Consider the following 22,351-nt stretch of genomic DNA (forward strand, 5'->3'; position numbering starts at 1 on the left):
GCTCCACACGCCGGTGCGCCTCGGACAGCATGGCGTACGTCTTGCCCACACCCGGTGCCGCACCGAGATAGATCCGAAGCTTGCCGCGTGCCATGTTCATCCTTCGAAGCGGTAACCCATGCCGGGTTCGGTGACGAGGTAGCGGGGGTGCGCGGGGTCCGCTTCCAGCGTGCGGCCCAGTTGTGCCATGTAGACGCGCAGGTAGTTGGCCTTGTTGCTCCGGGAAACCCCCCCAGACCTGGAGCAGGTGCTTCTGCGTCACGAGCCGCCCCGGATTGGTCACCAGGTGACATGGTCGTCGGCCCCCGCGTCCAGGGCGGCGGCCTTCTCGACGGACGCCCGGCGGGCCGAGAGCACCAGGATCGGCACGCGGATCCAGCCCCGCAGCGCCCTGATGACGTCGACGCCGTCCATGTCGGGCAGCCCGAGGTCGAGCACGACGGCGTCGGGCGGGCGGGCCGCGGCCAGCCGCAGGGCGGTGGTGCCGTCGGGGGCGGGGTCCACCTCGTAGCGGCGTGCCTGCATGTTGATCACCAGCGCCCGGACGAGTTGGGAGTCGTCCTCCACCACGAGCACCCGGGTCATGGGCGTCTGCCTTTCCGGTCGGAGGTGGGGCGGTGCGGGCCGGTCCCGTCGGCTCCAGGACGGCGGGAGCCGGCGGGACCGGGGTGCCGTCCGGTCCCGCCGGCTCCCGCCGGGGCCGGACGACGCCGTCAGCTCTTCGCCATGAGTGCCTTGAGCGCGATGTTGAGTTGGAGGACGTTCACCCGGGGCTCGCCCACGAAGCCCAGGGTGCGGCCTTCGGTGTTCGCGCCGACGAGCTTGCGGACCTGGCCGACCGGCAGACCGTTCTTCTCGGCGACCCGGTGGACCTGGATGTCCGCGTACTCCGGGGAGATGTTCGGATCCAGTCCGGAGCCGGACGAGGTCACCGCGTCGGCGGGCACCTCGGAGGGCTTGACCTTGTAGCCGGCGGTCGAGTTGTCCCTGACCACGGCTGCCTTGGCGTCCTTCACCCACTGGATGAGCTCTTCGTTGTCGCCGGACCGGTTGGTCGCGCCGGACAGGATGAGCGAGTACTGGGTGTTGACGCTGTTGGTGCCGAGGCCGTTCTGCGGGCGGCCCTGGAACCACTTCAGGTCGGGCTCCGGGGTCTGCTGGCCCTTCTTCAGCGGCAGGTTGTACGCCTGTCCGATGAGCGACGAGCCGACGACCCTGCCGTCGGACGTGACCTCCGAGCCGTTGGCCTTGTCGCGGAACAGCGCCTGCGCCACGCCCGTGACGGCCAGCGGATAGAGGATGCCGGTGAGCACGGTCAGCACCAGGAGCGCCCGCAGGCCCGCACCCAGCAACCGGCCGGTGTTCACGAGGGAGTTGTTCATGGTCCTTCACCCGATCCCGGGGATCAGCGAGATGAGCATGTCGATGAGCTTGATGCCGATGAACGGGGCTATCAGCCCGCCCAGGCCGTAGACAGCGAGGTTGCGGCGGAGCATCCGGTCCGCGCTCAACGGCCGGTAGCGCACACCCCGCAGGGCCAGCGGCACCAGCGCGATGATGATCAGCGCGTTGAAGACGACGGCCGACAGGATCGCGGAGTCCGGCGAGGACAACTGCATGACGTTGAGCTTGTCCAGGCCCGGGTGGACCGCCGCGAACAGTGCCGGGATGATCGCGAAGTACTTCGCGACGTCGTTGGCGATGGAGAACGTGGTCAGCGCACCGCGGGTGATCAGCAGCTGCTTGCCGATCTCGACGATCTCGATGAGCTTGGTCGGGTTCGAGTCGAGGTCGACCATGTTGCCGGCCTCCTTGGCGGCCGACGTACCCGTGTTCATGGCCACGCCGACGTCGGCCTGCGCGAGCGCCGGGGCGTCGTTCGTGCCGTCACCCGTCATCGCGACCAGCTTGCCGCCGGCCTGCTCCCGCTTGATCAGCGCCATCTTGTCCTCGGGAGTCGCCTCCGCGAGGAAGTCGTCGACGCCCGCCTCCTCGGCGATCGCCTTGGCGGTGAGCGGGTTGTCACCGGTGATCATGACGGTCCTGATGCCCATGCGGCGCAGTTCGCCGAACCGCTCGCGCATGCCGTCCTTGACGACGTCCTTGAGGTGGATGACGCCCAGGATCCGCGCCCCGGCGCCGTCCTCGACGGCGACCAGCAGCGGCGTACCGCCGGCCTCGGAGATCCGGCCGGCGAGCGTGTCCGCGTCCGCTGCGACCTCGCCGCCGCGCTCCTGCACCCAGGCGATCACCGAACCGGCCGCGCCCTTGCGGATCCTGCGTCCGTCGACGTCCACACCGGACATCCGGGTCTGGGCGGTGAACCCGATCCACTCGGCACCGGCCAGCTCACCCTGCTCCCGCTCCCGCAGGCCGTACTTCTCCTTCGCCAGGACGACGACGGAACGGCCCTCGGGGGTCTCGTCGGCCAGCGACGACAGCTGGGCCGCGTCCGCGACCGCGGCCTCGGTGGTGCCACGCACCGGGACGAACTCCGACGCACACCGGTTGCCCAGCGTGATGGTGCCGGTCTTGTCGAGCAGCAGCGTGGAGACGTCGCCGGCGGCCTCGACCGCACGGCCCGACATGGCGAGCACGTTGCGCTGCACCAGCCGGTCCATGCCGGCGATGCCGATCGCGGACAGCAGGGCGCCGATGGTGGTCGGTATGAGACAGACCAGCAGGGCGACCAGCACGACCGTGGTCAGCCGGGTGCCGGCGTAGGCCGCGAACGGCGGCAGGGTCGCCACCGCCAGCAGGAAGACGATCGTCAGTGAGGCGAGCAGGATGTTCAGCGCGATCTCGTTCGGCGTCTTCTGCCGTGCGGCGCCCTCGACCAGGCCGATCATCCGGTCGATGAAGGTCTCGCCCGGCCTGGTCGTGATCCTGACGACGATCCGGTCGGACAGCACCTTCGTACCGCCGGTGACCGCGCTGCGGTCGCCACCGGACTCCCGGATGACCGGCGCCGACTCACCGGTGATGGCCGACTCGTCGACCGAGGCGACACCTTCGACGACGTCCCCGTCGCCGGGGATGATGTCGCCGGCCTCGCAGACGACCAGGTCGCCGATCCGCAGCTCGGTGCCGGGGACCACGCTGCCGTCGACCTTGCGCGCCACGGAGTCCGTCTTGGCCTTGCGCAGGGTGTCGGCCTGGGCCTTGCCACGGCCCTCGGCGACGGCCTCCGCGAGGTTCGCGAAGACGACGGTCAGCCACAGCCAGGCGCTGATGGTCCAGCCGAACCAGTCGCCCGGGTCCGTGACGGCGAAGACGGTGGTCAGGACGGACCCGATCCACACCACGAACATCACGGGAGACTTGATCATCACCCGCGGGTCGAGCTTGCGGAAGGCGTCCGGCAGCGACCTGAGCAGCTGCTTGGGGTCGAAGAGGCCCGCGCCGACACGGCCCTCGGGGGTCTTGTGCCCGGTGGGTACGTCGCTGTGCGGCGCCCGGGCCGGAGTGAGCGTGGACATGGAGTCCTCTTGGTTCGCTGTACGAGCTGTACGGGTGGTCATCACGCCAGCCCCTCGGCCAGCGGCCCGAGCGCGAGGGCCGGGAAGTAGGTGAGGCCGGTAATGATCAGTATCGCGCCCACCAGCAGGCCGGTGAACAGCGGCTTCTCGGTGCGCAGGGTGCCCGCGGTGACCGGCACCGGCTTCTGCTCGCCGAGCGAGCCGGCGAGGGCCAGGACGAACACGATCGGCACGAAGCGGCCGAGCAGCATCGCGATGCCGAGCGTGGTGTTGAACCACTGGGTGTCCGCGTCGAGGCCGGCGAACGCCGAGCCGTTGTTGTTCGCGGCGGAGGTGTAGGCGTACAGGATCTCGGAGAATCCGTGCGCGCTGCTGTTCGTCATCGAGTTGCCCGGGGTCGGCAGCGCCATCGCGAAGGCGCTGAGGACGAGGACGAGGGCCGGGGTGACGAGGATGTAGCAGGCCGCGAGCTTGATCTCGCGGGTGCCGATCCTCTTGCCCAGGTACTCGGGCGTGCGACCGACCATCAGACCGGCGATGAACACCGCGATGATCGCCATGATCAGGATGCCGTGGAGACCGGAGCCGACACCGCCGGGCGCGATCTCGCCCAGCATCATGCCGAGCATGGTGATGCCGCCGCCGAGGCCGGTGAACGAGGAGTGGAGGGAGTCCACGGCTCCGGTGGAGGTGAAGGTGGTCGACACCGCGAAGATGGACGAGCCGCCGATGCCGAAGCGGACCTCCTTGCCCTCCAGCGCACCGTTCGCCAGCTCGAAGGCCGGGCCGTGGTGGCTGAACTCGGTCCACATCATCAGGGCGACGAAGCTCAGCCAGATGGTGCCCATCGTGGCGAGGATCGCGTACCCCTGCTTCACCGAGCCGACCATCACGCCGAAGGTGCGGGTCAGCGTGAACGGGATCAACAGGATCAGGAAGATCTCGAACAGGTTGGTGAACGGCGTCGGGTTCTCGAATGGGTGCGCGGAGTTGGCGTTGAAGTAGCCGCCGCCGTTGGTGCCCAGCTCCTTGATGGCCTCCTGCGAGGCGACCGCACCACCGTTCCACTGCTGCGAGCCACCCATGAACTGCCCGACGTCGTGGATGCCGGAGAAGTTCTGGATGACGCCGGCGGAGACCAGCACGATCGCGGCGACGAACGCCAGCGGGAGAAGGATGCGGGTCACACCGCGCACCATGTCCGACCAGAAGTTGCCGAGTTCACCGCTTCGGGACCGTGCGAACCCCCGGACGAGCGCCACCGCGACGGCCATGCCGACCGCGGCCGAGACGAAGTTCTGCACCGCCAGACCGGCGGTCTGCACGACGTGGCCCATGGCCTGTTCGCCGTAGTACGACTGCCAGTTGGTGTTGGTGACGAAGGACACGGCGGTGTTGAACGCCTGGTCCGGGTCGATCGCGGCGAAGCCGAGCGAGCCGGGCAGCACGCCCTGGAGCCGCTGGAGCAGGTACAGGAAGAGGACACCGGCCGCCGAGAACGCGAGGACGCCGCGCAGATAGGCGGTCCAACGCATCTCGGTGTCGGGGTTGGCGCCGATGCCCTTGTAGACCCACCGCTCGACACGCCAGTGCCGGTCGGAGGAGTAGACCTTGGCCATGTAGGTGCCGAGGGGGACGTGGACGACCGCCAGCGCGCCGATGAGGGCGATCAGCTGGAGGACGCCGGCGAGTACGGGACCCATGCGGTGCTCAGAACCTCTCCGGGAAGATCAGGGCGAGGACGAGATAGCCCAGCAGGGCGACGGCCACGACCAGGCCGACCATGTTCTCGGCGTTCACAGCTTCGTCACCCCCTTGGCGACGAGGGCCACCAGCGCGAAGAGCGCGATCGTGGTGACGACGAAGGCCAGATCGGCCATCGTGAGCTCCTGGTGTCGAGGTTCGCTTTTTGACAGGGACGATGAGAGGAAAGCGCGTCTCTGGCCGGTTTCTGCCGTCGTTGACGGGTCCCTTACGGGGCACTGCGCGGCTTTGACGGGACCCATACGGGTCGTACGCCCGCGGGCGCCACATCAACGGGAATCGGCGGTGCGCACCAGTACGTGGTCCCGGGCGGGAAAGACCGCCGCCACCAGGCTGGTCCGCGGTCCCAGGTGCCGCCCGGCGACGGCGTACGAACCACCGCCGTCCGGGAAGGCCGCGATCACCTGCCGGTACGAGGCGACCAGCACCGCCGGCAGGCCGGCGTGACCGGGAGGGTGAAGCCGAGGCCGCGGGCACCGGCGACGGGCACCGATCGCCTCGGGCCCGTAGGCCACCGACGCCATGGGTCCCGCGACAGCGCGGCCACGCAGGTGACGTTCGGCGCCGGACGGCGCGGCACCGGGTGCGGCGGTCAGTACGGACAGGGGGCGCTCCTGCGTGCGGCATGGAAGACCGCGCGGGGCGTGCCTCAGGTTCCGTGCCTGTCCGGCCGTCCGGCCGTCCCACGCGGGCTCCAGCAACTCCTCGCGCGGAACCGGCCTATCGTGACGGTGCTTTGACACGGGCCCGGGGCGAGGGTGCCGCCGCCCCGGACACCGGGCTGAAAAGGCGTGATCCACCGAGGACGCGTGATGAGGGGGCGTCAGGAAACAGCCTGGCGCCCGTCAGAGTCCCGTCAAGCGGGGCCGCCCGGCGCAGGACCGTCCTTGGCGTCGACGGTCGCGCTCGCTGCTGCGCACCCGGGCCGTGCGTACCGACCTGCTGGTGTCGGTGCGCTGCCCGGACGGCGTCGCCCAGCGGCTGGTGCTGCGTGACGCGTTCGGCGAGCGCGTCGAACTCGACCCACAGGTCCTCGTCAACAACCCCGAGCTGTGGCGCCGCCTCGACGAGGACGCACATCGGTCCCGGGCCTGCGGGTCGCTGCTGTGCGGAGCGACGGCGCTGCGGCGGCTGTCGGAGCGGATCGACCGCGAGACCGCCGGCATCGTCTTCAAGCTCTCGGGACTGGAGTAGGCGGGCGTCACGTCCCACACGCTGGCGCGCCGGCGCCTCCCCGCCACGGCAGGGAGCCGGCGAACGCCGTGCGCCCGCTCGGGAACCGGCGCGAGGCGTCCGTCCTCCGTACGGCACAGCCCGCCCGAACTCGCTTCCACCACCGCTCTCTTGACGCGCCGCGCGCTTCACCACCCACGGGGCGGGCGGCCACCAGGGCCCGCATGCCCCGCCCGCCCTCCGGCCGAAGCCGGCCCTGGCACCAGGTGATGTGCCTGACCGGCGTCGAGCACTTCTGCGCTCCCGGCTACCGACCCGGCATCGCAGCTCTCGCCGCCGGTCTGCTCTCACCCGTCGCGACCGTGGTGCCGGTGTTGACCGGCTCGCGCCGGGCCGTGCGCGGGTTCCGGGCGTCGATCTCGCGCCCTGCGCCTCACCGCCGCCACCAGCCCCGTCGTGCCGAGCGCGTCAGCACCCGCCCGTGGCTGAGCCGGCCGCACACCTCCACGCGCAGCACCACCGGCACGTCGGGCAGGGCCGGCCCTTTGGTCTTGATCTGCGCGTAGTGGGTGACCAGGGAGGACGGTGTCCACCACGACCCCCGGCCGTGTCACCAGCCGCAGTGTGCCGCCCTCCATGTCGAGTTCGACGCGCAGAGCGCCGTCCGAGATCACCGCGTGGGTGAAGTCGAGCGTCACATCTCCCCAGGACGACTCGATCTCCAGCAGCCGTGGCACGGCCCACTCGCCCTCCCGCACCACGCAGCCGCCCTCCTGCTGGATGCGCACGAGGTCCTTCGCCTCGGTCACGACGGGCAGGGCACGGTGAGCACGGCCAGCTCCCCCATCGTCCGCGCGGTCAGCGCGGCCTCCACCCGCTCCTCGAGATCGTCAGTGCTCAGCCGCCCGTCCCCCGCCGCGGCGGCCCGCACGTCGGCCACCCGGTCCCGGTCCGCATGCGAGGCCCTCACCTCGGACGACGCGCCCCCACGTGACACTTCGGCCGACACCCTCACCCCGATCGCCTCTCGATGATCCCGCCAGCAACCAACGCCCTATCGCGTCATACCCGTGGGCCAACCCCCCACCCACCAGCCGGGGCCACCGTCCTATCGTGACCGGCATGCACTCCTACACGATCGGCCAGGCCGCACGGCTCCTCGGCGTGAGCCCCGACACCGCGCGCCGCTGGGCCGACGCCGGCCGGGTGGCCACGCACCGCGACGAGAGCGGTCGGCGCCTCATCGACGGCCGGGACCTGGCCGCGTTCTCGGTCGAGCTCGCCAGGACGGGCAGCGGCGAGGAGGAGGCTCCCTACACCTCGGCCCGCAACGCCTTCCCCGGCATCGTGACCGCGATCAAGCTCGGCGACGTCGCCGCCCAGGTCGAGATCCAGGCCGGCCCGCACCGCCTCGTCTCCCTCCTGACCCGCGAGGCCGTCGAGGAACTGGGTCTGGAGGTCGGCATGGAGGCGACGGCTCGCGTGAAGTCGACAAACGTACACATCGACCGCCTCTGATCACCCGTACGGCTCTTCGGCCCAACGCGACGAGGGCCCCCGAAGGGAGCCCTCGTCGCCCGGTCCCTCGGCCACCTGCCTCCGCGGCCTCGGTCCTCAGTCCTCGTACGCGTCCAGCGGCGGGCAGGAGCACACCAGGTTCCGATCGCCGAACGCCTGGTCGATGCGGCGCACCGGCGGCCAGTACTTGTCGGCGACCGACACCCCGGCCGGGAAGACGGCCTCGTCCCGCGGGTACGCGTGACCCCACTCGCCGCCCAGCATCCCGGCGGTGTGCGGAGCGTTCCGCAGCGGATTGTCATCCGTCGGCCACTCACCGGCGCCGACCTTCTCGATCTCCGCGCGAATGGCGATCATCGCCTCGCAGAACCGGTCGAGCTCGGTCAGGTCCTCGGACTCGGTCGGCTCGATCATCAGCGTCCCGGCCACCGGGAACGACATCGTCGGCGCGTGGAACCCGTAGTCGATCAGCCGCTTGGCCACGTCGTCGACGCTCACGCCCGTCGCCTTGGTCAACGGCCGCAGATCGATGATGCACTCGTGCGCGACCAGCCCGCCAGGGCCGTTGTACAGCACCGGGTAGTGCGGCTCGAGCCGCTTGGCGATGTAGTTCGCGCTCAGCACGGCCACCTGCGTGGCCCGCTTCAGGCCCTCGCCACCCATGAGCCGCACATAGGCCCACGAGATCGGCAGAATCCCCGCCGAACCCCACGGCGCGGCCGAGATCGGCCCGACACCGGTCCGAGGCCCGGCCGCCGGCTGCAGCGGGTGGTTCGGCAGATACGGCGCCAGGTGCGACCGTACGGCCACGGGACCGACGCCCGGCCCACCGCCGCCGTGCGGGATGCAGAACGTCTTGTGCAGGTTGAGGTGGGACACGTCGCCGCCGAAGTGCCCCGGCTTCGCGAGCCCGACCAGCGCGTTGAGGTTGGCCCCGTCGACGTAGACCTGGCCACCGGCGTCGTGCACCTGGGCGCAGATGTCCGCGACGTGCTCCTCGAACACACCGTGCGTGGACGGGTAGGTGATCATCAGCACCGACAGCTCGTCGCGGTACTGCTCGATCTTCGCACGCAGGTCCTGGACGTCGATCTCGCCGTCCTCGGCGGTCTTGACGACGACGACCTTCATGCCCGCCATGACGGCGCTCGCGGCGTTCGTACCGTGCGCCGACGACGGGATCAGGCACACGGTGCGCTGCTCGTCGCCGTTCGCCCGGTGGTACCCGCGCACGGCGAGCAGCCCGGCCAGCTCACCCTGCGAGCCGGCGTTCGGCTGCAGGGAAACCTTGTCGTACCCGGTGACCTCGGCGAGGCGATCCTCCAGCTCATGGATGAGCGTCAGGTAACCCTCCGCCTGCTCGGCCGGCGCGAACGGGTGCAGCTGCCCGAACTCCGGCCAGGTGACCGGCTCCATCTCCGTGGTCGCGTTGAGCTTCATGGTGCAGGAACCCAGCGGGATCATGCCCCGGTCGAGCGCGTAGTCGCGGTCGGCGAGCCGGCGCAGGTAACGCAGCATCGCGGTCTCGGAGCGGTGCTGCTGGAAGACCGGGTGCCCGAGGTAGGCGTCGGTGCGCAGCAGCCCGCCGGGCAGCGCGTCCTCCGTGACGCCGTCCAGCGCCTCGATGTCCCCCTCGACACCGAACGCGGCCCACACGGCCTCCAGCCGGTCCCGCGTGGTGGTCTCGTCGCAGGCCAGGGAGACGTGGTCGGCGTCGATCCGCCACAGGTTGACGCCGTTCTCACGCGCGGCGGCGGTGACCTCGGCAGCCCGGCCCGGCACCCGCGCGGTGACGGTGTCGAAGTAGGCGCCGTGCACGATCTCGACACCGCCGTCACGAAGGCCGGCGGCGAGGATCGCGGCGTACCGGTGGGTGCGCCGCGCGATGCTCTTCAGGCCCTCGGGCCCGTGGTAGACGGCGTACATCCCGGCCATCACGGCGAGCAGCACCTGCGCGGTGCAGATGTTGCTGGTCGCCTTCTCACGGCGGATGTGCTGCTCACGCGTCTGGAGCGCCAGACGGTACGCCTTGTTCCCGTCGGCGTCGACGGAGACGCCCACGAGCCGCCCGGGCAGGCTGCGCGCGAACTTCTCCTGCACCGCCATGTAGCCCGCGTGCGGCCCGCCGAAGCCCATCGGCACACCGAAGCGCTGCGTCGTACCGACCGCGATGTCCGCCCCCAGCTCACCGGGTGACTTCAGCAGTGTCAGCGCCAGCAGGTCGGCGGCGACGGTGACCAGCGCGCCCAGCCCGTGCGCCTGGTCGATGACCGGCTTGATGTCGCGGACGGCTCCGGAGGCGCCCGGGTACTGGATCAGCACGCCGTTGATCTCACGCCCTGCGATCTCGGCCGGAATGCCCTCGCTGAGGTCGGCGACGACGACCTCGGCCCCGGTCGGCTCGGCACGGCCCTGGATCACGGCGACGGTCTGCGGCAGGGCGTCCGCGTCGACCAGGAACAGACCCTTCTTGTTCTTGCCCATGCGCCGGGAGAGCGCCATCGCCTCGGCCGCGGCCGTGCCCTCGTCGAGCAGCGAGGCGCCGGAGGTGGGCAGCCCGGTGAGGTCGGCGACGACGGTCTGGAAGTTCAGCAGGGCCTCCAGCCGGCCCTGCGAGATCTCCGGCTGGTACGGGGTGTACGCCGTGTACCAGGCCGGGTTCTCCATGACGTTGCGCAGGACGACCGGCGGGGTGAACGTCCCGTAGTAGCCGAGCCCGATCATGGAGCCCAGCACCTGGTTGCGGTCGGCGAGGGAGCGCAGCTCGCGCAGCACCTCGGCCTCGGTGCGGGCGCCGGGCAGGTCGAGGGCGTCGGCGTTCTTGATCACATCCGGTACCGCGGCGGCGGTGAGCTCGTCGAGCGAGCCGTAGCCGACCTGCGCGAGCATCTTGGCCCGCGCCTCCTGGTCGGGCCCGATGTGGCGCTGCTCGAAGGGGATGCCCTGTTCGAGCTCGGAGAGCGGAATGCGCTGGGCGGTCATTGCGGAGGCCTCCTGGTCTGACGCGACCTTCGAGGGACACCACGGCAGAGGTGCCCCGACGGCCTCCCCCTCTGTCATCACAACCTGAGAGCTTCACCGGCCGCCCGCGGACGTCCGGCTTGCACCGTCGGTGAGGGCGGAAGCCGTGACACCCGCCCTGCTTTCCAGAGTGACCTCGTCCGTGCGGTACGTGGGCCTGAGAGATTCCGGGGAGGATTTGCTCCTTCGGCGCCTCCGGTCGTCTCCGGAGGACTCTCCCGCACGGGGTCAGCAGCCTTTGCCAGACTACCAGCGAGGTCAACGCCCGGGCGTTCGAGTGGCCGCGTTCCGCATTGTGCTCTTTCGTAGTGCTTACGGATGAGGTGCGAGCGAGTGGAGGGCCCGGTGCAGACCGACATCGATCCGCGCAACCTGATCGGCCGCAAGGCGTTCGACCGCCACGGCACCAAGATCGGCACCATCGACGAGGTCTACCTCGACGACGCAACCGGTGTACCGGAGTGGGCCGCCATACGGACCGGCCTGTTCAGCAGGGACGCCTTCGTCCCGCTGGAGCCGAGCGAGCTGATCGACGGCACTCTGCACGTCCCCTTCGACCGCACGCTGATCAAGGACGCCCCCGACTTCGGGGTCGGCCGGCACCTCTCCCCGGAGCAGGAACTCCAGCTCTACCACCACTACGGCCTCGACGTGGCCGCTCCCCCCGCGCTCCCGGACCGCGACTTCGGCAAGCTGGCTGGCTCCGACGAGACCTGACCCGGCGGGCTCAGCCCTGGAGCTCGGGTCTTCGCGCCACCAGCGGCAGCGGATCCGCGGGCTCCAGCGCCGGATCGTCGACCCGGAAGGTCCGCACCCGTCCCGGCTCCGAGTCGGGCGTCTCGAACCGCACGGTCACCCTCCCCAGCCCGCTGCCCTGCACCCATCCGTGCCCGTACTCGGTGTGCCGCACATCGTGGCCGGCGGCCCACCGGCGCTCGGCGGGGCCGGTCTCCGCCCGCTCGGGCTGATCCGCCACGTCCTCCCCGGGCCCTTCGTCCCGCTCACCGGCCGCCTGCGCGAACAGATCCTCCTGTGTGTAGTCGGCCAGCCCGCTGACCCCCACGCCCAGCAGCCGCACGCCCCCTGTGGTGTCCACGGAGTCCAGCAGCCGGGCCGCCGCCTCCCGCACCACCGCCGGGTCGTCCGTCGGCCCCCGCAGCGTCTCGGACCTGGTCAGCGTCGAGAAGTCGTACCGCCGCACCTTCAGGACGATCGTCCGCCCCGACAGCCCGGCACCGCGCAGCCGCCGCACGCACCGGTCCGCGAGGCGCTGCACCTCCAGCCATACCCGGACCCGGTCGTGGATGTCCACGTCGTAGGTGTCCTCGACCGACACGGACTTCGCCTCCCGCTCGGCGACCACCGGCCGGTCGTCGTGGGCCAGCGCCATGGCGTGCAGGGCGTGCCCGTGTGCCTTCCCCAGCAGCCGTACGAGCTCGTCCTCACCCGCCTCGGCGATCTCGCCGACCGTCGTGATCCCGGCCCGCCGCAGATGGTCGCCGGTCGCGGGCCCCACTCCCGGCAGCGTCCGCACCGGCATCGGTCCCAGCAGCGCCCGCTCGGTGCCGGGCTCGATCAGCACCAGACCGTCCGGCTTCGCCTCCTCGGAGGCGATCTTCGCGAGCATCTTGGATGCGGCCAGCCCCACGGACCCGGTCAGGCCGGTGACCGCCCGGATGCCGGCCCGCAGCCTGACGCCGGCCAGCCGGGCGGACTCCCGGTCCCACGCCGCCCCACCGGCCTCCAGGTCGACGAAGGCCTCGTCCAGGCTCAGCGGCTCCACCAGCGGCGACAGCTCGCGCAGCAGGGCCATCACCTGCTCGCTGATCGTCCGGTACAACCCGAAGCGCGGCACGAGATACGCGGCGTTCGGCGCCAGCCGGCGCGCCTGGCCCATCGGCATCGCCGAATGCACCCCGAACACCCGGGCCTCGTACGAACAGGTCGCCACCACCCCGCGAGGCCCGAGCCCACCCACGATCACGGCCTTCCCGCGCAGGCTCGGCTTGGATGCCTGCTCCACCGAGGCGAAGAAGGCATCCATGTCGAGATGCAGGATCGTGGGCGCGGTTCTCACATCTCCGATGCTGCCTCACGCCACTGACAATGCGGCGGCAGCCGCGGGCCCCTTCGCGGGCCGCGCCTCTAGACGGCCCGGTTGCGCCGCCGGGCGAGCTCGTCCGCCGGATTGTGCCCGACGAGCGTCTCACCGGTGTCGATACGCTCTCCGTGCAGCTGCGACAGGGCGTTCTCGACGTCCTGCCACACCACGCCCACGGCGATCCCGAAGACCCCCTGGCCGCCCTGGAGCAGCGCGTGGACCTCGTCCGGCGAGGTGCACTCGTAGACGGTCGCGCCGTCACTCATCAGCGTCATCCGCTCCAGGTCCCGAAATCCACGCCCTCGCAGGTGCTGGACCGTGGTGCGGATGTTCTGCAGCGAGACGCCGGTGTCGAGGAACCGCTTGACGATCTTCAGGACCACGACGTCGCGAAAGCTGTACAGGCGTTGCGTCCCGGACCCGTAGGCGGGCCGCACGCTCGGTTCGACGAGGCCGGTGCGGGCCCAGTAGTCCAGTTGCCGATAGGTGATACCGGCGGCCGCACAGGCCGTCGGACCGCGATAGCCGATCTCCTCGGACGCCATCGGCGCCGCCCCTCCGCCGCCGGGAACGGCCATAGGTCGCTGCGGAGCGTGATCCGTCGCCCTGCCGTGCGGAGGGTACCCCCCACTCGGGTGAAGCCGAGAGCCTGGGGGAGGGTACGGACCGCTCTCCCCGAAACTGCGTCCGGGGGCACCCCCAGCCGTACCGTCGCCGCTGCTTCTCACGCCGACCTCCGTCCTTGACCTGCCCTCTCGACGGTAGGCAGTCACCAAGGGTGCGTCAACGATCGCCACACTCGGCACGCCGAGTGATAATCACCCTAAGAGTGGTTTCACGTACCCCACCGCGGGGAAAGGCTAGCCGAATGCTCTGACGGGAAGCCGCACTCGCCACGAGCACGTGCCGTGTCACGCACCGCCACCAGGCACACACCGGCCCGCCGCGGACCCTGAGCCCGCGCGGGCCGGCCACGTCTCACTGGCTGCTGGTGCCGAAGTCCTCGGGAGAGATCTGATCGAGGAACTCGCGGAACTTCTCCACCTCGTCCTCCTGCTCGTCGGGGATCGCGATTCCGGCGTCGTCGAGCACCCCGTCACTGCCGTAGATCGGCGTGCCGGTGCGCAGGGCGAGCGCTATGGCGTCGGACGGACGGGCGCTCACCTCGACGCCGCTGGCGAAGACCAGCTCGGCGTAGAAGACGCCTTCACGCAGATCCGTGATGCGTACCTCGGTGAGCTCCTGGCCGACGGCCTCCAGCACGTCCTTGAACAGGTCGTGGGTCAGCGGTCGCGCGGGGGCCATGCCCTGCTGGGCGAAGGCGATCGCCGTCGCCTCCCCCGGCCCGATCCAGATGGGGAGGTAACGGTCGCCTCCCACTTCGCGCAGGAGCACGATCGGTTGGTTGGAGGGCATTTCGACCCGGACACCTACGACATCGAGCTCGTTCACACAGCAACCCTAGGCCGTGCCCGGGACGTTTGGGTAGTCGGGCCACCATCCCCCACCTGATCCGGCTGCCGGCCGCCCCTTGGAGGTCGCTCGATCCGGCCTCCCCATCCGGCGCTGCGCAGGGGGCGCACTCCCCGGAGGCCCGACAGCCCTGCTCAGCCGCTACGCGCAGCCGTCACCGAGCGGCCCCGGGTTCCCCACCCCCGGCCTTGCGCGGCCCCGCCGGCCTCACGACCACCTGACCCACCCCTGAACCTTCCGGCTTCGGCGACACCCATCAGCCGGTCCGGACCCCTGTACGACCCCCTGCAGCCCTCTCAGGAGCGTGCTGCCCGGACGAACCTAGGGCAACCGAACGCCGAGCGCACTCTGTACCAACGCCGCGTGCAGCTTCACCGTGAGCCCCGCCAGTTCCTTCGCCCGGGCCTCCGCATGCGCCCTCGTCTGCGGATTCCGGTGCCGCTTCAGCGGAGCCACCACCTGGTCCACCAGCCCCGCCTCACGATCGGCCGCAGCCTTCATCGCCCGAAGATGGCGCGGCTCGATCCCGAACCGGCCCAGCTCGACGACGAGCGCCGCCACGGTGACCGCCTCGACGTCGTACACCCCGTCCGCCACCGGAGTGACCAGCCCGTAGGACTCCCACTCGGCGAGTTCCTGCTCACCGATCCCGGCCGCCGCCAGCAGCTCGGCCCGCGCGATCCGCGCCGCCGTCGGCCCGTCGGGCGCCGCCTCGGCCGGCACCGCCTCGCCATCACGCTGACGGCCCAGCGTCGGCAGCCGCATCTGCTCGCCGCGCTCCAGCGCGTCAAGGTGCTCACGGATCACCTTCAGCGGCAGGTAGTGGTCCCGCTGCATCCGCAGCACATCGCCGAGCCGCTCGACGTCTCCCGGCCCGAACTTCCGGTACCCCGAGGGCGTCCGCCGGGGCTCGATGAGCCCCTCCGACTCCAGGAAACGGATCTTGGAGATCGTGATCTCGGGGAACTCCTCGCGCAGCACGTTCAGCACCGTGCCGATACTCATCAGCCCGCTGTCCGGGGCGGCGGCGCCGTGTCCGGAGCCGCCGCTCGGTGTGTGACGCATGGAACTTCCCTCGGAGATTCTCCGGACGAACTCCGGAGGAGGGTCAGATGGCCTGCCGGCTCGCGTAGAAGACGAGGCGGTACTTGCCGATCTGCACCTCGTCACCGTTCGACAGAGCGACCTGGTCGATCCGCTCCCGGTTGACATACGTGCCGTTCAGGCTGCCGACGTCGGCCACCGTGAAAGACCCGTCCGGGCTGCGCCGGAACTCCACGTGGCGGCGTGAGACGGTCACGTCGTCCAGGAAGATGTCGCTCTGCGGGTGCCGCCCGGCCGTCGTCAAGTCACTGTCCAGCAGGAAGCGGCTGCCCGAGTTAGGCCCTCGGCGCACCACCAGAAGGGCGGAGCCCAGCGGCAGCGCGTCCACCGCGGCCTGCGCCTCCGGAGACAGCGTCGGCATCGCCGTCTGACCGGTGGCCTCGGCGTCGTACGCCTCAAGACCGCTGATGGAGATCGTGGAGGTCGTCTCGGACGGACGCTCGGGGGCCACTCCCGGCCGCAGCGGCGCACCGCAGTTGGAACAGAAGCGGCTGCTCTCCGCGTTGCGGTTACCGCACCTCGTACAAACCAGGGCCGACATGGACGGATCCTCCTGCCGCGGCTGCCCCGCAGGGGCGTGGGACGCGTACGGGTCGGCGGAAAACCCTCCACCCGCACTTGAGGTTGACGGTTGCCCGAAACCTATGCCGCCGGCCTGGGCAGGGTCAACCGACGGCGCGCCCTGACCACCGGAAATGTCGCCACCCGGACCACCCACCTGGTCCCGGAACAGCGGGCGCTGGCCCTCCGCGTCAGGCTGTGCGCGATGACGAGCGGTCGCGTTGTCGCGTCCCTCTCGCGCGCTCTTGCCGAACAACTTCGCAAACAACTTCACGGGCGATTCCCCTTGACCGAAACAGACCCGCCCGTGGGGCAGGACGAACCCTGATTGCACACTCTGGCCGACCCGGACATCCTCACAACGTCCGTATCCACCAGACAGTTTCCACCACGCACCACCCAATCGGTGCGCCGACCCCCCGCAACCTCATGCCCTCCCCCGATGTCCCCCATGCACCGACGGTTCACTGGGAGGACGACCGAGCGTAGTCAGGTCGCTCCACCGCTCGCAAGGCATCCACGACGATCTTGTCCGACCGCTCGACAGTCACGGTGGCCTGCTCCTTCTCAAGCGTCTGCACCACGCCTCCTGGGATGTTGAGCGCCGGTTCGAGGTCCTGCGGCTTGCCGATGACCTTGAAACGATAGGGAGCGTTGATCTTGTTCCCGTCGACGCTCACACTTTGCCCGGAGTCCGTCAGGTAGGTGCTCGCGACGACCCGCACGCCGTTCACCTGGATCGCCTCCGCACCGGCCGCGCGCAGCTCCTGGATCGCGTCCAGCAGCATGTCCGCCTCGACCGTCCCCTTCGTGTCGCCGATGGTCATCGTGATGCCGGGCCCCTGTGCCGCCACCGTGCCCGCCAGCACACCGAGTTGCCGCTCCTTCTCGATCGTCTGCCGCCGGGCCTCCTCGGCCTGGTTCGAGCTGTTCTCCAACTCGTCCCGCTGGTTCTCGAGACCCTGCTTCTCGTCCTCAAGACGCTGAGTTCGGTCATCCAGTTCATCGAGGATGCGCACGAGATCCTCCTGGCGCGCCCCGCGCAGGGCACTGTCACCGTCGCTGTTCGAGGCGACCTGAACGGCCAGGCCGAAGCCGAGCCCGAACAGCAGCACAGCGACGATGAGTTGGGCCCGGGTGATCCGCGGCGGCCACAGCCCGTCGACGAGCCGCTGCCTGCCCGTGATCCCGGACGGAGCGTCCTGCCCGGCACCATCCTCGCCCGCCACGTCCGCCGGGCTCTTGGCGGTCGGCGTGGCCTCGGCGACCGGCACCTGATGCGGCAGCTCCTTGCGCAGCGGGTTCCGGCCGCTCTGCTCGCGAGCGCTCTCGCCGGTCTTCCCGCCGGTCTTCTCGCCGGTCTTCTCGTCGTGGTCGCTCATCGGCCTCACGCCCGGAACACGTGTCGGCGGATCGCCGCGGCGTTGGAGAAGATCCGGATACCGAGGACGACCACGACACCGGTGGACAGCTGGGCACCGACGCCCAACTTGTCGCCGAGGAAGACGATCAACGCGGCGACGACCACGTTCGACAGGAACGACACCACGAAGACCTTGTCGTCGAAAATGCCGTCGAGCATGGCCCGCAGGCCGCCGAAGACGGCGTCCAACGCCGCCACGACGGCAATCGGCAGATAAGGCTCGACGACCGCCGGAACCTCGGGCCGGACCAGAAGGCCGGCCACGACTCCCACGACGAGGCCCAGTACGGCGATCACGATGTGCCTTTCCCAGTTCTCTGCTGTGCTGACTCGGTTATCGGATGTGCTGTGCGGACGATCACACTCGGCGCGCCCGGCAACCGGAGCTCCCCTTCTACGGAGATGCTCGTCCGGATACCGAAGCTCTCCTGCAGGGCATGCAGGTAGAGCCCGTCCGCGCTGTTCTGGAACTTCGTGCTCAGCCCCTCGCCGTCCCCTACCGCGAGCACCGTGTACGGCGGCACGAGCGGCCTGTTGTCGACCAGTATCGCGTCACCCGCTGCCCGGATCGCCGACAACGCGGTCAGTCGCTGCCCATTGATCGAAACGGCCTCGGCGCCCGACTCCCACAGCCCGTTCACGACACGCTGCATGTCCCGGTCGCGTACCCGGCCCGTGTCGGAGAAGCCGCTCGTCCCGCGCGGATCACTGTCCCCGCCGGAGGCGGCCTCCTTGGCGTCGTTCACCACCAGTTTCACACCGGGGCCGTGCACTCGTGCGGCACCGGACAGGATCCCGACCAGTTCCGTCTGGTCACCGCCGCCGATCTGCCTGAGCGCCTCCCGCTGCCGGGCGCTCACGTCGTCCCGCAGTTTGTCCACGGTGCTTTCCAGCTCGTCGGCCGCCGCGGTCTCGCGGTCGATCCGGTCGATGAGCTCCTCGCGCTCCTTCGCCACGACCGGCGCCGCCACTCGTGCCTGTGCCGCACCGACGGTCACCACCAGAGCCGCCAGAACCAGCCCGGCGGCGAGTCCGAGCTTCGCCCTCAGCGTCTTCGGCATGCCTCCGGCGGTCTTCTTGCGGGCCGCCGCCTCGGCGTAACCGTCGTCGAGGCTGTGGTCCATGACGTTGGTGAGCAGCGACATGGAGGCGTCCGGGCGCTGGGGGCGGGCGAGAGTGCTCCGAACGGGGGGCTGCTGCGGCATGCCGCACATCGTCGCACGTCGCGGCCACGACCTCCGAATGGCCCCACCGGCGTGCCGGACAGGCCCCCTTGGGGACACTTGTCCGGCACGCGCGCGTGCTGCTGTTCTACCGGCCGGCGCTGTCCACGACCGCCGCCCACTCGTCGAGCAGCGCCTGCGCGGAGGCGTCGTCCGGCCCCTCCGCCCATAGGTGGGTGACCGCCTCGGCCGGGTCGGGCAGCACCATCACCCAGCGCCCGTCGGCCTCGACCACGCGCACACCGTCCGTGGTGTCCACGTCACGGGCTCCGGCCGCCTCGACAACCCGCCGCATGACGAGTCCCTTGACGGCCCACGGAGTGGCGAGATCCCGCTTGAGCACATGCGCATGCGGGATACGCGCGTCGATCTGGCTCAACGTGAGCTGCGTCCGCGCCACCAGCCCGATCAGCCGCACGAAGGCCGCCGTACCGTCGAAGACGCTGCTGAACTCCGGGATGATGAAGCCGCCCTTGCCGTCACCGCCGAAGATCGTCGATTCGTCCCCGCCGACCCGGGTCAGATCGTCGGGGGACGTGGTGGTCCACTCGACCTGGGTCCCGTGGTACGCCGCGACCTGTTCGGCGATCCGCGTCGTGGTCACCGGCAGAGCGACCCGCCCGCTCCGGCGCTCGGCCGCGACCAGGTCGAGCATCACGAGCAGCGCCCGGTCGTCCTCGACGATCCGGCCCTTCTCGTCGACCAGCGACAGCCGCTCGCCGACGGGGTCGAACCGCACGCCGAACGCGGCTCGCGCGGACGCCACGATCTCTCCCAGCCGCACCAGCCCCGACCGCCGCGCCTCCACCGACTCCGTCGGCCTGGACTCGTCCAGGCCGGGGTTGATCGTCAGGGAGTCCACACCCAGCTTGCCGAGCAGGCTGGGCAGCACCAGCCCGGAGCTTCCGTTCGACGCGTCGACGACGACCTTCAGTCCCGACTCGGCGATCCCGGTGGTGTCGACGTTCCTCAGCAGCGACCCCGTGTACGAGTCGAAGACGCTGGACGGGAAATGCAGGTCCCCGATCTCGCCGGGGAACGCCCGCCGGTACTCCTGGCGCGCGAAGACCCGGTCCAGCTTCCGCTGACTGGCCTGCGAAAGATCGGCACCCTGCCCGTCGAAGAACATGATGTCGACCGAATCCGGTACCCCAGGCGTGGTCCGGATCATGATGCCGCCCGCGCTGCCCCGAGCCGTCTGCTGCCGCGCGACCGGCAGCGGTACGTTCTCCAGGTCGCGTACGTCGATGGCACTGGCCTGCAGCGCGGAGATCACCGCCCGCTTCAGCGCACGGGCACCGCGGGAGTGGTCACGCGCCGTCGTGACGGTCGAGCCCTTCTTCAGTGTCGTCGCGTAGGCGCCGGCCAGCCGGACGGCCAGCTCCGGTGTGATCTCGACGTTCAGGATCCCGGAGACGCCACGTGCGCCGAAGAGGTGGGCCTGTCCTCGCGATTCCCAGATGACCGAGGTGTTGACGAAGGCGCCCGCCTCGATGGTCTTGAACGGGTAGACCCGCACATTGCCCTGGACGATCGATTCTTCACCGATGAGGCACTCGTCACCGATGACGGCGCCGTCCTCGATGCGGGCTGCCCGCATGATGTCGGTGTTCCTCCCGACGACACAGCCCCGAAGATTGCTGTGCTGCCCGACATACACGTTGTCGTGCACGACGGCCTTGTGCAGGAACGCCCCGCTCTTGACGACCACGTTCGAGCCCACGACGGTGTGCTCGCGAATTTCCGAGCCCGCCTCGACCTTCGCGTAGTCACCGATGTAGAGCGGCCCCCGGAGCACGGCGTCGGGATGTACTTCGGCGCCTTCGGCCACCCATACGCCCGGCGAGATCTCGAAGCCGTCGATGTCGACATCGACCTTGCCCTCCAGGACATCGGCCTGCGCCTTGACATAGCTCTCGTGGGTGCCGACGTCCTCCCAATAGCCCTCGGCGATATAGCCGTAGACCGGCTTGCCCTCCTTCATGAGCTGCGGGAAGACATCACCGGACCAGTCGACGGGCACATCGGCCTCGACGTAGTCGAAGACCTCGGGCTCCATGACGTAGATGCCGGTGTTCACGGTGTCCGAGAAGACCTGGCCCCAGGTCGGCTTCTCGAGGAAACGCTCGACCTGGCCCTCCTCGTCGACGATCGTGATTCCGAATTCCAGGGGATTGGGAACGCGGGTCAGACAGACGGTGACCAGTGCGCCCTTCTCCTTGTGGAAGTTGATCAGTTCGGTGAGGTCGAAGTCGGTCAGGGCATCGCCGGAGATGACAAGGAAGGTGTCGTCCTTCAACGCCTCTTCAGCGTTCTTGACACTTCCGGCGGTACCGAGTGGCTTCTCCTCATTGGCATAAGTGAGCTCCATACCGAGCTCTTCGCCGTCACCGAAGTAGTTCTTGACCAGTGAGGCGAGGAACTGGACAGTAACGACGGTCTCGTTGAGCCCATGCCTTTTGAGCAGCCTCAGAACGTGCTCCATGATCGGCCGGTTGGCCACCGGCAGGAGCGGCTTGGGCATGCTTGAGGTCATGGGACGAAGGCGCGTGCCTTCGCCACCGGCCATCACGACGGCCTTCATGTCGGAAGCGTCCTCCTCGAAGAGACGACGGTCTAGCCGACTTCACCCGTCCGAATTGTCCCGCACTTTTGCCTCGCGGGCCATCGCACCGCTACGGCCGCGCAATCGACAGGCTCAATCGGCCATGGCGTCCGCCCGAACCAGACGGCGGACCTGCACCACGTAGAGGACTCCTGCCCACCAATAGAGGGTTGTACCCCATCCGGCGAACGCCCATCCGAAGATTGCAGCGAGTGATGCAAGCGAACCGCTTCCGTCACTGAGCAGCAGCAACGGGAAGGCATACATCAGGTTGAAGGTGGCCGCCTTGCCGAGGAAGTTCACCTGGGGCGGCGGATAGCCGTGACGCCTGAGGATGCCCACCATCACCAGGAGGACCAGTTCTCGCGCCAGCAGTACAGCGGTCAACCACAGGGGCAGGATCTCGCGCCAGGTCAGCCCGACCAGGGTGGAGAGAATGTAGAGGCGGTCCGCGGCCGGATCGAGAAGCCGGCCGAGGCTGCTGATCTGGTTCCAGCGCCGGGCGAGCTTGCCGTCCAGGTAGTCACTGATCCCACTGAGAAGCAGCACCAGCAGCGCCCAGCCGTCACTCTTCGGTCCCCCGAACTCGGGCCTGAGAATCAGCCACAGGAAGAGGGGAACGCCGAGGAGCCGGGCCATGCTGAGGATGTTCGGGATGGTGAGGACCCGGTCCGTCTGAACGCGAGTCTCCTGGACCTCCAACCGGGGGCCTCCTGTCGAAAAACGAGCCAACGATGCTCCCCGACCCTACCTCAACGCAAAAAAGCTCCGGCCCCTGGGCGTGAGCCCAAGAGCCGGAGCTGTAAAGGTAGTTCGGCGGCGTCCTACTCTCCCACAGGGTCCCCCCTGCAGTACCATCGGCGCTGTAAGGCTTAGCTTCCGGGTTCGAAATGTAACCGGGCGTTT

The 22,351-nt window shown here is 69.7% G+C and carries 20 protein-coding genes, 1 rRNA gene, 2 pseudogenes and 1 riboswitch; of the genes and pseudogenes, 3 read left to right on the forward strand and 20 right to left on the reverse strand.

The features are described 5' to 3' along the window. The 7 genes and pseudogenes from ACGF8A_RS33700 to ACGF8A_RS33730 form a co-directional block, all read right to left on the reverse strand. Positions 1 to 94: hypothetical protein (locus tag ACGF8A_RS33700; protein WP_385516986.1), on the reverse strand; the 94-nt coding region annotated here is incomplete at its 3' end. A gap of 2 nt (positions 95 to 96) precedes the next feature. Next, positions 97 to 585 (reverse strand): annotated as a pseudogene (locus ACGF8A_RS33705) (response regulator). A 128-nt stretch (positions 586 to 713) separates the two neighbouring features. Further along, complete coding sequence (locus ACGF8A_RS33710; protein ID WP_393114493.1) at positions 714 to 1,382, reverse strand: potassium-transporting ATPase subunit C; 669 nt, start codon at positions 1,380 to 1,382, stop codon at positions 714 to 716. A gap of 6 nt (positions 1,383 to 1,388) precedes the next feature. Next, a complete protein-coding gene (kdpB, locus tag ACGF8A_RS33715) occupies positions 1,389 to 3,479 on the reverse strand; it encodes a potassium-transporting ATPase subunit KdpB (protein WP_393114495.1) in 2,091 nt (696 codons plus the stop codon). A 41-nt stretch (positions 3,480 to 3,520) separates the two neighbouring features. After that, the gene (gene kdpA, locus ACGF8A_RS33720; protein WP_393114497.1) at positions 3,521 to 5,182 is read right to left on the reverse strand and encodes a potassium-transporting ATPase subunit KdpA; all 1,662 of its coding nucleotides are present in this window, start codon (positions 5,180 to 5,182) and stop codon (positions 3,521 to 3,523) included. 7 nt (positions 5,183 to 5,189) lie between these two features. After that, positions 5,190 to 5,279 (reverse strand): K(+)-transporting ATPase subunit F, encoded by a 90-nt coding sequence (kdpF, locus tag ACGF8A_RS33725; protein WP_393114499.1) that lies wholly within the window; start codon positions 5,277 to 5,279, stop codon positions 5,190 to 5,192. A 233-nt stretch (positions 5,280 to 5,512) separates the two neighbouring features. Then, positions 5,513 to 5,671: a hypothetical protein gene (locus ACGF8A_RS33730; protein ID WP_393114501.1), complete on the reverse strand. Its 159-nt coding sequence runs from the start codon at positions 5,669 to 5,671 to the stop codon at positions 5,513 to 5,515. 499 nt (positions 5,672 to 6,170) lie between these two features. On the opposite strand from ACGF8A_RS33730, the gene ACGF8A_RS33735 reads away from it, so the two are divergent. Then, positions 6,171 to 6,437: a hypothetical protein gene (locus ACGF8A_RS33735; protein ID WP_393114503.1), complete on the forward strand. Its 267-nt coding sequence runs from the start codon at positions 6,171 to 6,173 to the stop codon at positions 6,435 to 6,437. Positions 6,438 to 7,221: 784 nt separating this feature from the next. Here ACGF8A_RS33735 and ACGF8A_RS33740 read toward each other — a convergent pair. Beyond that, complete coding sequence (locus ACGF8A_RS33740; protein WP_393114506.1) at positions 7,222 to 7,386, reverse strand: DUF1707 domain-containing protein; 165 nt, start codon at positions 7,384 to 7,386, stop codon at positions 7,222 to 7,224. A 152-nt stretch (positions 7,387 to 7,538) separates the two neighbouring features. Here ACGF8A_RS33740 and ACGF8A_RS33745 point away from each other — a divergent pair, with 152 nt between their 5' ends. After that, positions 7,539 to 7,934, forward strand: a complete 396-nt coding sequence (locus tag ACGF8A_RS33745) for a molybdopterin-binding protein (RefSeq protein ID WP_393114508.1) — start codon at positions 7,539 to 7,541, stop codon at positions 7,932 to 7,934. A 96-nt stretch (positions 7,935 to 8,030) separates the two neighbouring features. Here ACGF8A_RS33745 and gcvP read toward each other — a convergent pair whose 3' ends face one another. Continuing rightward, the gene (gcvP, locus tag ACGF8A_RS33750; protein ID WP_393114510.1) at positions 8,031 to 10,916 is read right to left on the reverse strand and encodes an aminomethyl-transferring glycine dehydrogenase; all 2,886 of its coding nucleotides are present in this window, start codon (positions 10,914 to 10,916) and stop codon (positions 8,031 to 8,033) included. 174 nt (positions 10,917 to 11,090) lie between these two features. Next, a riboswitch (glycine riboswitch) is annotated at positions 11,091 to 11,186 on the reverse strand. Positions 11,187 to 11,300: 114 nt separating this feature from the next. Here gcvP and ACGF8A_RS33755 point away from each other — a divergent pair. Beyond that, complete coding sequence (locus ACGF8A_RS33755; RefSeq protein WP_393114513.1) at positions 11,301 to 11,672, forward strand: PRC-barrel domain-containing protein; 372 nt, start codon at positions 11,301 to 11,303, stop codon at positions 11,670 to 11,672. Here the strand turns inward: ACGF8A_RS33755 and ACGF8A_RS33760 are convergent. From ACGF8A_RS33760 to rrf, 11 genes and pseudogenes are all read right to left on the reverse strand, one after another. Further along, a pseudogene (locus ACGF8A_RS33760) lies at positions 11,594 to 13,032 on the reverse strand (DNA polymerase IV). The gene ACGF8A_RS33755 and the pseudogene ACGF8A_RS33760 sit on opposite strands and share 79 nt — an antisense overlap. A 68-nt stretch (positions 13,033 to 13,100) precedes the next feature. Beyond that, positions 13,101 to 13,784: a MerR family transcriptional regulator gene (locus ACGF8A_RS33765; protein ID WP_393114516.1), complete on the reverse strand. Its 684-nt coding sequence runs from the start codon at positions 13,782 to 13,784 to the stop codon at positions 13,101 to 13,103. 250 nt (positions 13,785 to 14,034) lie between these two features. Then, the gene (locus ACGF8A_RS33770; RefSeq protein ID WP_004002801.1) at positions 14,035 to 14,508 is read right to left on the reverse strand and encodes a bifunctional nuclease family protein; all 474 of its coding nucleotides are present in this window, start codon (positions 14,506 to 14,508) and stop codon (positions 14,035 to 14,037) included. Between the two features lie 342 nt (positions 14,509 to 14,850). Beyond that, entirely contained in the window at positions 14,851 to 15,594 is a 744-nt protein-coding gene (locus tag ACGF8A_RS33775) for a MerR family transcriptional regulator (protein ID WP_393114518.1), read from the reverse strand. A gap of 43 nt (positions 15,595 to 15,637) precedes the next feature. Beyond that, positions 15,638 to 16,597 carry an FHA domain-containing protein gene (locus ACGF8A_RS33780; protein ID WP_393114520.1) on the reverse strand — a complete coding sequence of 320 codons (960 nt, stop codon included), beginning with the start codon at positions 16,595 to 16,597 and terminating at the stop codon, positions 15,638 to 15,640. Positions 16,598 to 16,658: 61 nt separating this feature from the next. Further along, complete coding sequence (locus ACGF8A_RS33785) at positions 16,659 to 17,576, reverse strand: DUF881 domain-containing protein (RefSeq protein WP_393114522.1); 918 nt, start codon at positions 17,574 to 17,576, stop codon at positions 16,659 to 16,661. 5 nt (positions 17,577 to 17,581) lie between these two features. Beyond that, positions 17,582 to 17,914 carry a small basic family protein gene (locus ACGF8A_RS33790; protein ID WP_003988855.1) on the reverse strand — a complete coding sequence of 111 codons (333 nt, stop codon included), beginning with the start codon at positions 17,912 to 17,914 and terminating at the stop codon, positions 17,582 to 17,584. Beyond that, the gene (locus tag ACGF8A_RS33795; protein WP_393114524.1) at positions 17,911 to 18,822 is read right to left on the reverse strand and encodes a DUF881 domain-containing protein; all 912 of its coding nucleotides are present in this window, start codon (positions 18,820 to 18,822) and stop codon (positions 17,911 to 17,913) included. The genes ACGF8A_RS33790 and ACGF8A_RS33795 overlap by 4 nt, the downstream gene beginning before the upstream one ends. A gap of 106 nt (positions 18,823 to 18,928) precedes the next feature. Next, positions 18,929 to 21,424 (reverse strand): sugar phosphate nucleotidyltransferase, encoded by a 2,496-nt coding sequence (locus ACGF8A_RS33800; RefSeq protein WP_393114526.1) that lies wholly within the window; start codon positions 21,422 to 21,424, stop codon positions 18,929 to 18,931. Between the two features lie 114 nt (positions 21,425 to 21,538). Next, a complete protein-coding gene (locus tag ACGF8A_RS33805) occupies positions 21,539 to 22,147 on the reverse strand; it encodes a CDP-alcohol phosphatidyltransferase family protein (protein ID WP_393114528.1) in 609 nt (202 codons plus the stop codon). A gap of 109 nt (positions 22,148 to 22,256) precedes the next feature. Further along, a 5S ribosomal RNA gene (gene rrf, locus ACGF8A_RS33810) occupies positions 22,257 to 22,351 on the reverse strand; the annotation flags it as partial.

Origin of the sequence: Streptomyces sp. NPDC047706 (assembly GCF_043204795.1) — a bacterium.
GTDB lineage: Bacteria > Actinomycetota > Actinomycetes > Streptomycetales > Streptomycetaceae > Streptomyces.